The sequence below is a fragment of the Serratia sp. BFP-2025 genome (assembly GCF_050880365.1).
In the GTDB taxonomy this organism is placed as follows: Bacteria; Pseudomonadota; Gammaproteobacteria; order Enterobacterales; family Enterobacteriaceae; genus Serratia; species Serratia surfactantfaciens.
In genome coordinates, this window is the sequence record NZ_JBPAFV010000001.1 from 789171 (window position 1) to 803056 (window position 13886).

At 56.7% G+C, this 13886-nt stretch carries 10 protein-coding genes and 1 tRNA gene; 8 read left to right on the forward strand and 3 right to left on the reverse strand.

What is annotated here, in order from left to right; all coding sequences use genetic code 11:
- Positions 1 to 9: 9 nt before the first annotated feature.
- The 3 genes from clbP to clbS are packed head-to-tail and all read left to right on the forward strand — an operon-like array spanning position 10 to position 2782.
- Positions 10 to 1524, forward strand: coding sequence for a precolibactin peptidase ClbP (gene clbP / locus ACRAWE_RS03605; RefSeq protein WP_432524857.1), 1515 nt, complete (start codon positions 10 to 12; stop codon positions 1522 to 1524).
- A complete protein-coding gene (clbQ, locus tag ACRAWE_RS03610; RefSeq protein WP_073532143.1) occupies positions 1517 to 2224 on the forward strand; it encodes a colibactin biosynthesis thioesterase ClbQ in 708 nt (235 codons plus the stop codon). Before clbP ends, clbQ begins: the two co-directional genes overlap by 8 nt.
- A 45-nt stretch (positions 2225 to 2269) precedes the next feature.
- The gene (gene clbS / locus ACRAWE_RS03615) at positions 2270 to 2782 is read left to right on the forward strand and encodes a colibactin self-protection protein ClbS (RefSeq protein WP_432524860.1); all 513 of its coding nucleotides are present in this window, start codon (positions 2270 to 2272) and stop codon (positions 2780 to 2782) included.
- Between the two features lie 336 nt (positions 2783 to 3118).
- Here clbS and ACRAWE_RS03620 read toward each other — a convergent pair.
- Positions 3119 to 3194: transfer RNA gene (locus ACRAWE_RS03620), tRNA-Asn, on the reverse strand.
- A gap of 338 nt (positions 3195 to 3532) precedes the next feature.
- Here ACRAWE_RS03620 and nac point away from each other — a divergent pair.
- Positions 3533 to 4456, forward strand: coding sequence for a nitrogen assimilation transcriptional regulator NAC (nac, locus tag ACRAWE_RS03625; RefSeq protein WP_019452497.1), 924 nt, complete (start codon positions 3533 to 3535; stop codon positions 4454 to 4456).
- Positions 4457 to 4492: 36 nt separating this feature from the next.
- Here the strand turns inward: nac and ACRAWE_RS03630 are convergent, their stop codons facing one another.
- Positions 4493 to 5956, reverse strand: coding sequence for an AMP nucleosidase (locus ACRAWE_RS03630; protein ID WP_019452498.1), 1464 nt, complete (start codon positions 5954 to 5956; stop codon positions 4493 to 4495).
- A 137-nt stretch (positions 5957 to 6093) separates the two neighbouring features.
- Entirely contained in the window at positions 6094 to 8397 is a 2304-nt protein-coding gene (gene opgB / locus ACRAWE_RS03635) for a phosphatidylglycerol--membrane-oligosaccharide glycerophosphotransferase (RefSeq protein ID WP_432524862.1), read from the reverse strand.
- 284 nt (positions 8398 to 8681) lie between these two features.
- Here opgB and ACRAWE_RS03640 point away from each other — a divergent pair, with 284 nt between their 5' ends.
- The 4 genes from ACRAWE_RS03640 (at position 8682) to ACRAWE_RS03655 (ending at position 13764) form a co-directional block, all read left to right on the forward strand.
- Positions 8682 to 9422, forward strand: a complete 741-nt coding sequence (locus ACRAWE_RS03640) for a transporter substrate-binding domain-containing protein (protein WP_432524864.1) — start codon at positions 8682 to 8684, stop codon at positions 9420 to 9422.
- Positions 9423 to 10103: 681 nt separating this feature from the next.
- A complete protein-coding gene (locus tag ACRAWE_RS03645) occupies positions 10104 to 11135 on the forward strand; it encodes a methyltransferase (protein WP_261125708.1) in 1032 nt (343 codons plus the stop codon).
- A gap of 181 nt (positions 11136 to 11316) precedes the next feature.
- Entirely contained in the window at positions 11317 to 12057 is a 741-nt protein-coding gene (locus ACRAWE_RS03650; RefSeq protein WP_044030896.1) for an SDR family oxidoreductase, read from the forward strand.
- A 45-nt stretch (positions 12058 to 12102) separates the two neighbouring features.
- Entirely contained in the window at positions 12103 to 13764 is a 1662-nt protein-coding gene (locus tag ACRAWE_RS03655; RefSeq protein WP_432524867.1) for an alpha-keto acid decarboxylase family protein, read from the forward strand.
- The last annotated feature ends 122 nt before the right edge of the window (positions 13765 to 13886 follow it).

Below are 13886 nucleotides of genomic sequence, written 5' to 3' on the forward strand. Positions count from 1 at the left end.
GTTCACAGGATGACAACGATGGGACACATTAAACGTAAAGCGTTATATCGCCTCGTGTGCTGCGTGCTGCTGTTTATTTCTGCCATGGGCGCGCTGGCGCAAGAACATGATCCCGTCGGTGCGCAAGATGAGCGCCTGGCGGCATTAATTCACCAGCGGATGCTGGAGGCCAAGGTTCCGGCGCTTTCCGTGAGTGTGACCATTGCGGGGGCGCGTGAGCGATTTGTCTACGGTTTTGCCGACGTGGCCGGCAAAAAAGCGAATGCGCTCGACGAGGTGTATGAGCTGGGATCGATGAGTAAGGCGTTCACCGGGCTGGTTTTGCAATCGCTGATACGGGAGGGCAAACTCCGGCAGGAGGATGACATCGCTACTTATCTTCCTGATATGCGGTTGAATTATCAGGGAAAACCTATCACCCTGACCGTGGCTGATTTCCTTTATCATACGTCGGGCTTGCCCTTTTCTACACTGGCCAGGTTGGAAACGCCTATGCAGGGGATCGCTGTGGCGCAGCAACTGCGCGACGAGAATTTGCTGTTTGCGCCAGGTACGCAGTTTTACTATGCCTCTGCTAACTATGACGTGTTGGGGGCGGTCATTGAAAAAGTGACGGGAAAAACGTTTGCAGAGACCATTGCAGAACGCATCACGCTGCCGCTGGGAATGTCCTCCACTGTGGCGGCGAGTGGCGACGTGACCATCGTCAACAAGGCGAACGGCTATAAACTGGGATTCGGCAAACCCGTTCTGTTCTCTGCCCCCCTTGCCCGTAATCATGTTCCTGCCGCCTATATTCATAGCACGCTACCGGATATGGAGATATGGATAGATGCATGGTTGCGGAGAAATGCCGTGCCAGCCACGCTGCGTGACGCGATGGATAACAGCTGGCGGGGTAATAGCGATGTCCCTTTCACCGCAGATAACCGGATATTATATGCCAGCGGCTGGTTTATCGACCAGAATCAAGGCCCTTACATCAGCCACGGAGGGCAGAATCCGAATTTTTCTTCCTGTATTGCATTGCGGCCGGAGCAGCAGATTGGCATTGTTGCGCTGGCAAATATGAATTCGAACCTGATATTGCAACTCTGTGCGGATATCGATAATTATCTGCGCATTAACAAGTACGCTGACGGTGCCGGTGATGCGATTGCCGCCGGCGACACCCTCTTTACCTACCTCGCGTTGTTGCTGTGTTTCTTGGTGGCGGCGGCGGTGGTGCGCGTGGCTTACCGTCTTTATCGCGCAACTGCCCGCAGCGCTGGAAAACAGCGGCGCCTACGCCTACGCGTGCGCGACTACGCCATCACCTTGGCGGTGCCCGTGTTCGTGGCCGCCGTGCTCTGTGCCGCACCGGGCGTATTTTCTCCAGGACTCGACTGGCGTTTTATCCTGCTATGGGGGCCATTGAGCGTGTTGGCGCTGCCAATCGGTATTGTTCTGTTGGCTTTCGTCTTGACATTAAATCATCAAATTAAACGAATTTTATTACACAGCAAGGAGCGGGGTGATGAGTAATATCAGTTTGTATTGTTTGCCATATTCAGGCGGATCTGCCGCCATGTACTATAAATGGCGTAGCGTGTTGTCGGACAATATCACCTTGCGGCCTTTAGAGCCTGCGGGGCGGGGTACGAGAATACGCCAGCCGCTATGCCCTACGATGGCGGACGCTGTCGCTGACCTCTATCAGCAATTTGCGAAGCACGATACGGGTGTGGAGTACGCTATTTTCGGACATAGCCTGGGCAGTATTATGGCTTTCGAATTGGTGCATTATATTCTCGAACATGGGCATGATATGCCACGCGCGCTGTTTTTTTCCGGCTGCCGCCCGCCCGATAGGGTCTCTCACGAGACAATACTGCATACCTTGCCCGATCAGGCATTTATGGAAGAGATCGCCAAGCTCGGAGGAACGCCGGTTGATGTCTTTCGCAATAAAGAGTTGATGGCGATTTTCACACCCATTATCAAAAATGATTATCGGCTCTATGAACAGTATGCCTTTCAGACCAAAGCACGTACGTTAACCTGCCCGATCGTGCTATTTCACGGCGATGGTGACAGCCTGATCATGCAGGATGAATTACCCGCGTGGAAAAAATTCACCACGCAAGAGACGCGGACTATTATATTTCCTGGTGCCGATCATTTTTTTGTCGATAAACAGTTTGAACAGGTAGTGGATTATGTTAATCAGACCTTGAATCACTAGAAATAGCTGTGTAACCGATTTTTAACTATATAGGGAGTATGGTATATGGCTGTGCCGGAATCAAAAGATGAGTTAATTAAAGCTATTAATAGTAACTATTCGTTATTAAATAAGAAGCTGGAGTCTATTGCGCCCAAGCTTGCCTTTGAATCTCTGTTGGAGGGGCACGTCAAGGGAACTACGATCAGCGTGGCGAATCTGGTTTCTTATCTGATTGGTTGGGGAGATCTGGTGCTGCACTGGCATGAGCAGGAGGCAAAGGGGGAAACCATCGTTTTTCCTGAAGAGGGGTATAAATGGAATGAGTTAGGGCGTTTGGCACAGAAATTCTACCGCGACTATGGGGACATCACGGAATATGGCGCCTTATTGTTACGGTTAAAGGAAAATAAACAGCAACTCGTGACTTTGATCGAGCAGTTCAGTAACGACGAACTTTACGGTAAGCCTTGGTATAATCAATGGACGCGAGGACGAATGATTCAATTTAATACTGCATCACCCTATAAAAATGCCACCGGAAGAATAAATAAGCTGAAAAAACAATTGGCTATATGATTAGGTTGGGGACTTTGATGGGCCCCGGCTATCTTCAACGGCCAAAAGATGCGTCATGCTTAGAGCGCACCTTATGTGATAGATGGTCAAGCCTTATATTTGAATGGACCGAACCCGGCTATCGGGTTCGGTTTTTTCCGCATTAATCATCCCACCGCTGTTGATTCTGGCCGTCTTATGCTGCCGCGGAAAAATTTCGCGTTGGATAAAGAGGTAGGCTGGCCATTCCATTATCGAACTGAAATGACCTCAACTCACAACACCAGTTACGCTGGATGTGGATCGAAAGGCAGCAAAAAGCCCGCTCGGGTTTCCCTGAGCGGGCTTCTCTAAATATGGCTCCTCTGACTGGACTCGAACCAGTGACATACGGATTAACAGTCCGCCGTTCTACCGACTGAACTACAGAGGAATCGTGTGAACGGGGCGAATAATAGCGGGGCGGTTGCGGCTTGTAAAGCCTGAAAACGCCCGATGCGTTCGTTTGCTGCAAGATTGCCCAACCTGCTGCTTTTTCTCGCTTTTGTCGCTTATCCCGTGCGCAGTGCCGGCGGATTGCCCATTGTTTAAGGCCGTTGCCTACCGATGGTGCAACGCATGCCCTGCGTTGTGGCGCGCGCTGCCCGGCGAACGGCCGTTTGCCGCCGCGTATCCCGCTTCTCGGGGCATTTACCGACTCTGGCCCGGATCTTGCTGCGATTGAATAACCGGATTTCGGCATTCTCAATTTAGCGGCTCGCTGGAGGCACTATGAATTTCAGACGTCTGAAGTACTTCGTGAAAATCGTCGATATTGGCAGCCTGACCCAGGCGGCGGAGGTGTTGCACATCGCCCAGCCGGCGCTCAGCCAGCAATTGGCAACGTTGGAAGGGGAGTTGAAGCAGCAGCTGCTGATCCGCACCAAGCGCGGTGTGCAGCCGACCGAGGCCGGCAATATTCTCTATGCCCACGCGCAGACCATTCTGCGCCAGTGCGAACAGGCGCAGAGTGCGGTCAACAGCGCCGGGCAGGCGATGAGCGGCCAGGTGTCTCTCGGGCTGGCGTCGGGCAGCACTGCGGCGCAGCTGGCGCTACCGCTGCTGCAGACCCTGCGCGATCAACAGCCGGGCATTCTGCTCAGCCTGCATGAAAACAGCGGCGCGGCGTTGGCCGGGCAGGTAGCCAATCAGACGCTGGATATGGCGATGATCTACGGCGCCAAAATGCCCGCCGGTCAGCACGCTATCGCGCTGATGCGGGAAGATCTCTATCTGGTGGCGACGCGCGCGGTGCCGCATCCCGGCAACAGCGTCGAGCTGCTGGACGTGGCGCGGCTGAACCTGTTTCTGCCGCGCGAGGGGGATGCGGTGCGCAACCAGCTGGAAGAGGCGATGGCGCTGCGCAAACTGGCGATCAACGTGGTGGGAGAGATTGAATCCTCGGGCGCGCTGAGCGCCGCGATCGCCAGCGGGTTGGGGGCGACCGTGCTGCCGGAATCGGTGGCGCGCGCGATGATCGGCCCGGCCAAGGCCTGGATGGCGCGCATCAATGCGCCGACGATGTCGGTGCCGCTGTCGCTGTGCATGTCGGGCCAACAGGCGCTGTCCGCCCCGGCATTGCTGGTGAAAGACCTGCTGTTGTCGATCGCCGGCGGCCGCAGCCAGGAGAAGCGCGCGCTGGCGCTGGTGCGTTGAGGAAAAAACGGCCCGCCGCAGCGGGCCTGTGCACCGTTAGCGGAACGGTGGTTCGTTGAAGGTGCGCAGCTTGCGCGAATGCAGGCGATCGCCCTCGGCGCGCAGCAGATCGATGGCGCAGATGCCAATCTGCAGGTGCTCGGAGATCGCCCCTTCGTAGAAGCGGTTGGCCTGGCCCGGCAGTTTGATCTCGCCGTGCAGCGGTTTGTCGGAGACGCACAGCAGCGTGCCGTACGGCACCCGGAAGCGGTAGCCCTGGGCGGCGATAGTGGCGCTCTCCATGTCGACCGCCACCGCGCGGCTGAGGTTGAAGCGGCGCGCCGAAGCGGAGTAGCGCAACTCCCAGTTGCGGTCGTCGGTGGTGACCACGGTACCGGTGCGCAGGCGCTGTTTGACCTCTTCGCCGGGCATGCCGCTGACCATTTTGGTGGCGTCATACAGGGCGCGCTGCACTTCGGCGATGCTCGGGATCGGGATATCCGGCGGTAGCACCGCGTCCAGCACGTGATCGTCGCGCAGATAGGCGTGGGCCAGCACATAGTCGCCGATCGCCTGGCTTTCGCGCAGGCCGCCGCAGTGGCCGATCATTAGCCAGGCGCTCGGGCGCAGCACCGCCAGGTGATCGCAGATGGTCTTGGCGTTGGACGGGCCGACGCCGATGTTGATCAGCGTGATGCCCTGACCGGTGCGTGAGATCAGGTGATAGGCCGGCATCTGGTTGTTTTTCCAGGCCAGGTCGGACACCGTCTGCTCGGGCGCGCTGGTTTCTGGCGTGATGTAGGCGCCGCCGGCGCTGGAGAGCGCGATATATGGGCTGGCCGGATCGGCGATCTGCGCGCAGGCCCAGCGCACGAACTCGTCCACATAGCGGGTGTAGTTGGTGAACAGCACGAACGGCTGGAAATGCTCCACCGGCGTGCCGGTGTAGTGCCGCAGGCGCGCCAGCGAGAAGTCCGCGCGCAGCGCATCGAAATGCGACAGTGGGAAATGATTGTCGGTGGCGTGGTACAGGCCGTCGGCGGTTTCGTCACCGATCTGCGCCAGCTCGGTGGTCGGGAAATGCTGGGCGATGCCGGCGCTCATTGAGCGGTCGAGTGCCAGGCTGGAGCCGTCGATGACATAAGGGAACGGGATCTCCTGCTGTGACGGCGCCACTTCGATATGGGCGGCGTAATCGTGTTCCAGCATCGCCAGCTGCTCGGCCAGATAGTGGCGGAACAGCTGCGGCCGGGTCACGGTTGTGCTGTAGCTGCCGGGATGGGTAAAGCGGCCGAAGGCGCGGGTTTTGCTCGGGCCGGATTGCTGCCCGTCCCAGCTGACGCGCAGCTCGGGGTACACGAACAGCCCGGCGGCGCGCGCCTGCGGATCCGGCAGCGTGCCGTGGCTGATAAAGTCGCTGACCGCCTGACGCAGCGCGTCTACCGCGGCGTCATACAGGGCTTCCAGTTGATCGAGTGCCTGATCGGCGCTGAGGCCGCTGCGAGGTGGGGCATAGCTCATACTTTCTCCTTGGATGTCCCGGCTCTGTGGCGGGGCTGCGGCGTTTCACCGTCACAGGTTAGCCGAAGAAAGGCGTAAAAGCTTGGTCGAAATGACGGGCGCGGCAAAGAAAATACCGCGCCCGCGGCGCAGGGGGATCAGGAAGCGGGGTCGGCCGCTTCGACCTTCAGCGACACCAGGCCGATGCCCAGTTTCTTCGGCGTGAAGCCGCCGCTGGCGCTCTCTTTCGGCTCGGTCGGCGCCGGCGGCGTAATGCTGATGTTTTGCGCGCCGCGCGGGTTATCGAAGCGCAGGGTGACGGTGCTGTCCTGTTCGCCGAGCGACACGAAACGCTCTTCGTCGCCGACGCGCACCGAAATCGGTTCGCCGACGTTGTTGCCGTAGGCGCGGGCGCGCAGCACCAGATCGAAGGTTTTCGGCAGCGGATCGACGTAATCGATGTTCACCGCCGGCGCCAGATTGGCGTCGGACCAGCGGCCCCATTCCTCGACGGCGGAGACGCCGGTGATGGCCTTCACCTGTTCCGGCATGCCGGGCAGCATGAACTCGATGGCGTCCGCCCGGTATTTCACCGCCGCGTCGTCCACCTGCAGGCGGGCGACGGCGTTTTGGTAGTCGGCGACGCTGTCCGCCGTCGGGGCACCAAAGTTTACCTTGCCGCGAAAGCGCTCGCCGCTGGCCTGCGCGATCTGCGGCGGCGAGGCCAGGGTACCTGAGGCCACGCAGATGTCGGTGCTCAGCGCCAACTGCGGCGCCCAGACCCGGCCGATCTCGTAGCATTTATCGACCCAGACGAATTTCTCCCCCGCCCCCAGCCCGGCCAGCTGCTTGCGCAGCGGGGTGGAGAGATAGACGTTGAACATCGGTTCGATGCGGTTATCGCCCACCCGCAGGATGAACGGCACCTTATAGGTGACGCCGGAGAAGCTGAAGCTGCGCTGGCGTGTATCCACGCTGTAGTCGCTGATGCGGTTCGGCAGACCCCACTGGTTGATCACCGCCGGTTTCCAGCCGTTGATCTTCTCTTCGATGTTCAGGAACACCGTAGACAGCGACGGCGCCGACAGGCTGCTGCGGCCGAGGCCGATGTAGTTGTCGCCGCCCATCACGTCCAGCACCGTGGCGCCGTTGTCCAGTGTGCTGCGCTTTTCGTGGCGCTGCTCCGCCTGCGGCCGGGTGCCGTCGATGATGAAGAACAGGTTGCGGCGCTTCTGCTTGGTCAGAATGTCGTAGGCGGTGTTGTTCATTGCCAGGTGGTCGGAAGACACCACGATCACGGTATTGCTGAAGTACGGTGAGCGTTTGATCTTGTCGATCAGCGCGGCGATGTGCTGCTGACTGCAGGCCACCGCGCTCAGCGAGCGGTTGTCCTTATTCTGCCAGGCGTAACTTTGCTTGCTGCAGCCGGCGGAGATAAAACCGTCCGGGTGATGGGTGTCGACGGTCAGGGTAAACAGCGAGAACGGTTGGCGCTGTTCGGACAGTTCGACAAACTTGCCGTACACCACGTCCAGCACGGTGTCGTCGTACCAGCCCCAGTCGTTTTTATAGCTTGGATCGGCGACCCGATCGCGCAGCTCTTTGAAGCCGTAAACGTGATCGAAGCCGTGGGATTTCAGGAAGGTGTCTTTACCGGCGAACGCCAGCTCGGCGCCCTGGTAGAAATAGTTGCTGTAGCCGGCGGCCTTCAGCACGTCGCCCAGGCAGACGTTCTCCGGGTAGAAGGTGGAGACCGCGCTGGAGGCGTTACCGTCGAAGGGCGCGAACAGCGGAATGCCGCACTGCGAGGCGACCATGCCGGCGATGGTGTAACCGGTACCCGGCAGCTGCTGGGTGTTGCTGAAGTCGATGCTGTCGGCGCGCAGGGCATTCAGTTCGTCGGCCAAACCGGGAAACAGCTCGGTGTCGAAGTAGGTGCGCTCCAGGCTCTCGGCATAGATATACACCAGGTTCGGCCGCTTGCCCTGCACGGTCTTTTTCGGCGCCTTGTAGTAGGTGGTGAAATCGGCGGTATCGCCGACGATCTGGCTCTTGACCAGCAGCGAAATGTCCTGAAACGCCGGGGTGGTGCCGACCGAAAACAGCGCCAGCAGCACGGCGACGACGCTGTAGGCCACGCTGCTGCCTTTGGCCTTGCGGCGCAGCAGGCTGCGGGCCAGCACGGCGAAAATTCCCCCCAGCGCCGCCAGCAGGCCGATAAACGGCAGCACGTATTTGCTGACGCCGGCGCCTTTGAGGCTACTGGTGACGGTGTAGATCACCGCATCGGTGATGCCGTCGCCGGTAAAGTAGTTGCTGGCGATCAGAATGACGTTCAGCACCAGATAGCTGCCGAGCAGCGTCAGCAAAATGGCGAACCACCAGCGGTTGGCGGCGGCCCGGGTGCGATAAATCAAGATCGACGCCAAAAAGAGAACAAACGAAACGACTGCTAAAACCATCCGCCAAACCCTGTCTGATTGGAAAAAACGTTGCTGCCCTGGTCTGCGCCGCCGGCCGTGCCGCGGCGCGAAAAGTGAAGGGTATAGCCTATTGCCGGCGGCGGAACAACGCGCGATCTCCCGCTACGGCCGACGAGCGGCGGCTATTGTACATTTTTATGACGATAGTGTGACGTTAATCACGCCAGCGGCGGCCACGGCGGCGAAAGCTTGCTGGTCGGAGGTTTCGCTCTACGCTTAATGAGCGCCACGACGGCGCGCCCATCAGCCATTCAGGAGGAAGTATGCAGACGATTTCCGCAGCGGTACTCGAGGATTTGGCCCCGCAAGGCGTGTTGCGCGCGGCGATCAACTACGGCAATCCGGTGCTGGCGCAGGCGGGGGCCGGCGGCAAACCGCAGGGGGCTTCGGTGGAGCTGGCCACCGCGCTGGCTCAGGAACTGGGCGTGACGCTCGAGCTGGTGACCTATGACGCGGCGGGCAAGGTGTTCGCCGATCTGGACAGCGGCGCCTGGAACCTAGCGTTTATGGCCATCGAGCCGGTGCGCGCGGCGCAGATTGCGTTCAGCGAACCCTACGTGATCATCGAGGGGACTTACCTGGTGGCGAACGACGCGCCTTACTTTGAGGTGGCGCAGCTCGACAGGCCGGAAGTGCGCATTGCGGTCGGCCAGGGGGCGGCGTATGACCTGTTTTTATCGCGCACGCTGCAGCAGGCGCAACTGGTGCGGGCGGCAACCTCTGCCGAGGCGATCGCGCTGTTTTTCGAACGGGGGCTGGAGGCGGCGGCCGGCGTGCGTCAGCCGCTGCTGGCCGCCGCGGCCGCCCATCCGGGCTACCGGGTGCTGGAGGGGCATTTCACCGCCATCCGTCAGGCGATGGCGGTGCCGCGGCAAAACACGCAGGGCGCCGCCTATGTGAACGCGTTTATCGAACGCTGCAAGGCCAATGGGCTGGTGAAGGCGGCCCTGCAGCGCAGCGGCCAGGGCGAAGTGACGGTGGCGCCGCCGGCCGCCTCGGCGTGATCAGGTGACGTAAGCTGCAGCAGCGGCTTGTGTTCGTGAGCGATTGAATGATGGCTCGCTCAAAACGCAGTCGCGATGCAAACCGTAATCGCCGCGCGGCGGAGTATTTTTACCGACGAAAGCGAAACTGAGGGGGCCAGCCGTAACGGCTGTCAGAGGCAGGGCCCCCACTAATGACATCAATACAAATAACATGCCAGCCTGAATGCTCTTCGCGCTTATAGTATTTTGGTGTTTTATTTAATTATGCTTATCAATTGGTTGTGTTGAGAAAAATAAACAGCCTTGACTTTCTATTTAAAGCGACCAGAATTTGATCTGAATCCTATAAACCTTTTTGTTTGTATGGTTATTTTAAATTGAATTATTTAAAATGCAATGAATGAGGTTTTTATTTTCTTGCTAATGTTAAGAGGTGCGGTTATCTAAAAATTAAATGCTAACTGCATAGCTAAATGAATAAGTTTTTTATTATGCCTATCTCGTTTTTCATACGGGTGGGAATGGCTGTTTTATCCAATAATTATTGTCAATTAAGGTAATGTTCTGCTGTGTCATACTTTACCTGTCGGTCACGCTGCAAGCGTGTTTGATTTATTTTCAAATGGTGACTAATTCGGTTTCTTTAATGGTTTGTTTCGGGCTTTTTTCAGTGGATAAATGAGAAGAGGAAATGATTTTATGGAAAGTAATCGCAATGGTATTTCCGAGCGTGATGCGGCGGCAGTCCACCTTCTGGAGCAATCAATGGGGATGACCTACCAGGCCGCGTTGCGGGCCGCGACGGTTTTAGGTATCGCGGATTATCTCAAGGCGGGCGCCAGATCGGCAAATGAACTCGGTCGAGAAGTTAATGTCGATGGGCAGAAGCTGTATCGCATCATGCGCATGCTTGCATCGAGGCAAATCTTTGAAGAAGTGGAAGGGGGGCGTTTTTCACTGACGCCGGCTGCAGAGTTTCTTTGTTCGGATGCCCCTCAATCGCTGCGTTCAGCGGTGCTTATGCTGACTGATGAAACATTTTGGTCACCGTTGGGTAATCTTGTTGACAGCCTGCGCAGCGACTCTGCCTTTAAAAATGCATACGGCATGTCTTTCTATGAATATTGGTCAAATGATAAAAATAAAAGAGAAGGGTATGATTTTCATACCGGTATGTCCTCGATGTCTTCGGTGGAAAACCTATTCTTGATAAATGGTTATAATTTCCCTGAACATACAACGGTGGTGGATATTGCCGGGGGGATGGGCGGGCTTTTACTGAACGTTTTACGCCATAATCCCACGCTGCACGGCATTCTTTTTGATCGGCCCGAAGTTTTGGCGCGAAACCGTCTTTGGGAGTTGGGCGATGATTCACGCTGGCAAACTCAGGCAGGCAGTTTCTTTGAGTCTTGCCCTACGGCCGATTTTTATTTGTTGAAATACATCACCATGGACTGGCCTGATGAGCAGGCGATGACGATATTACGTTCTTGTCGTAATGCCATGCACGAAAATTCAAAACTGCTGATTATGGAACCTGTGATCCCGAAAGGTAATGCCTGGCATGGGGGGAATGAAATTGATTTATTGTTGCTGGCAAGTTTTGACGGCGGGCAAACCCGATCTGAAGAAAAGTTGCGCGCCTTGCTGGCTGGCGCCGATTTAAAACTGAATCGTATCATCAATACTGGCTGTTATGTCTCTATCGTCGAAGCTGTCATCGATTAATTGTATCTGGGGTTGACAGTTTTATTGCTATAAACATTTTTTGCTCTGACTCTGTTTAATAATCACGCTGACTTCCCGCCTGTCATTAATCTGGCGCGTATTGCCGTGCCGGTTATTGAGACGGTGTGGAAGTCAACAAATGATGGATAAATTCATTCTCGCTTGGCGATGAGGAGGAAAAATGGGGAACGTTTCTGGCAAGGTGGTTGTTATTACGGGAGCCAGCAGTGGGTTGGGGGCTGCCACCGCCCGCCATCTGGCTTCTCTTGGTGCGACGGTGGTGTTGGCGGCGCGCCGTAAGGAACGTCTCGATCTGTTGGCCAGTGAATGCATTGCCGCAGGGGGCAAAGCCTTGGCGCTACAGGTCGATGTTACACAACGCGATGAGGTGAGCGCCCTGATGTCTACAGCTGTCATGCAATTTGGCCGTATTGACGTCTTGATTAACAATGCCGGGCTGATGGCTATCGCACCGATGAATATGACGAAAGTTGATGAATGGGAGCGGATGATCGACATCAATATTAAAGGGGTGTTGTACGGCATTGCCGCAGCGCTACCGATTTTCGAAAAACAAAATGAGGGGCATTTCATTAATATCGCTTCGGTTGCCGGGATAAAAGTTTTCAGCCCCGGCGGCACCGTTTATAGCGGGACGAAATTTGCCGTACGTGCGATTTCGGAGGGGCTGCGTCATGAAGCCGGTGCGCATATTCGAACCACAACTCTTTGTCCGGGCGCGGTGGATTCAGAATTGAAGTTCGGCAGCTCGGACGCAGAGAGCGCCCATTTTATACAGGCGTTTTATCAGCAGGCTATCCCGGCTGATTCCGTGGCAAGGGCCATTGCCTATGCAATTGAGCAACCTGCCGATGTGGACATCAATGAAATCGTTCTGCGCCCGACACAAGAAGTCTTTTGACTGTGGTCTCGTTCAGCGCTTTTCACTTTTAAGCAGGTTCTTGCCATGGCTGAAAATTATACCGTAGCTGATTACCTTCTCGATCGCTTGGCCCAGATCGGCATCCGCCATGTATTTGGAGTACCGGGTGATTACAATTTGCAGTTTCTCGATCATGTGAGCGCTCATCGACAGATCTCTTGGGTAGGCTGTGCCAACGAGTTGAATGCGGCTTATGCTGCCGATGGTTACGCGCGCTGCAAGCCGGCGGCTGCATTGCTGACAACCTTCGGCGTGGGTGAGCTCAGCGCTGTCAACGGCATTGCCGGCAGCTATGCCGAATATGTGCCGGTGATCCATGTGGTCGGTGCGCCGGCTCTGCGCGTTCAGCAAGCTGGCTGCTTGCTTCATCATTCGCTGGGGGATGGCGACTTCGGGCATTTTGTCCGCATGGCGAAGGAAGTGACCGTGGCGCAGGCCTGTCTCACTGCCGACAATGCCGAAGCTGAAATCGATCGTTTGTTGACGACGGCGTTGTTTGAACGCCGCCCGGTGCACCTGGTGCTTCCCTGTGACGTAGCGGAAACACCGTTAGCCTCACGGCCATTGTCGCTGGTATTGCGTCAGGCAGAGTTGTCGGAAGCCTCATTACAGGGGTTTATTGCGGCGGCGGGCGACAAACTGCAAGCAGCGCGCCGGGTTTCGGTATTGGCGGGGGGCATGACTGAACGCTTCAACGCCGCGGAAACGTTGAGGCTGTGGATGGATGAGGTTAAGGTGCCGCATGCTGTCCTATTGTCAGGCAAAGGTGTGGCGGATGAAACCCACATCGAGTTCATTGGCACCTATGCCGGCGAGGCTAGCCCTCCGCAGGTCAAACAGTGGGTAGAAGAGGCGGACATCGTGATCAACGTCGGCGTGCTGTTCACTGATATCGTCACGGCGGGGTTTAGTCACTCCCTTCCCGTGGAGAAATGCATCAGTATTCACCCGTTTGAAGCGCGCGTCGGGCAACAAGTTTTCAGCCAGGTTCCCATGCCTGTCGCCGTTAGCGCACTACGCCAACTGAGTTTACCGCTGGCGAAACAGTGGCAATCACCCAGAATGAACCGCCCGATGCCGCTGAGTTTTGAACAGGAGCGTCTCGATCAGAATGTCTTGTGGCGGCAAATTCAGGGCTTCTTGCGGCCTGGAGATATTGTCTTCGCAGATCAAGGAACGGCCTGTTTTGGCGCCGCGACGTTGAGATTGCCTCAGGGGTGCAAATTTATTGTCCAATCTCTGTGGGCATCGGTGGGTTATACGTTGGCGGCCGCTTTGGGCGTGCAAACCGCTGAGCCTGGGCGTCGAGTGGTGGTGCTGATCGGCGACGGTTCCGCCCAGTTTACCGCGCAAGAGTTGGGGGCGATGGTGCGTGACGGTTTGAACCCCATCATTTTCTTATTGAATAACGAGGGGTACACCGTTGAGCGGGCAATCCATAGACCAGAGCAGCGTTACCATGATATTGCCCAGTGGAATTGGACGCTTTTGCTGCAGGCATTCGCGGGCGAACATTCGGTGCAGGTGATGCGTGTTACCGAAGCGGCGCAGTTGCAACAGGCCATGAGCGCAGTGGCAGACAGCCCGCAATTAGCCTTTATCGAGGTGGTGTTGCCAAAAATGGATGTCCCTGAATTGTTGAACGCCGTTTCACGCGCTATTCGGGTGAACAACAGTAGGTCATGAACCCTGTTATCGAAATTCGAATAAAGCAAAACGCATCCGACTCTTCCTCTCAGAGCAAGAGAGAATAAGCGTCATGCCTTGCTGATGCGTGACTCGTTGCATTTGCCACAACGCCCGGTGAG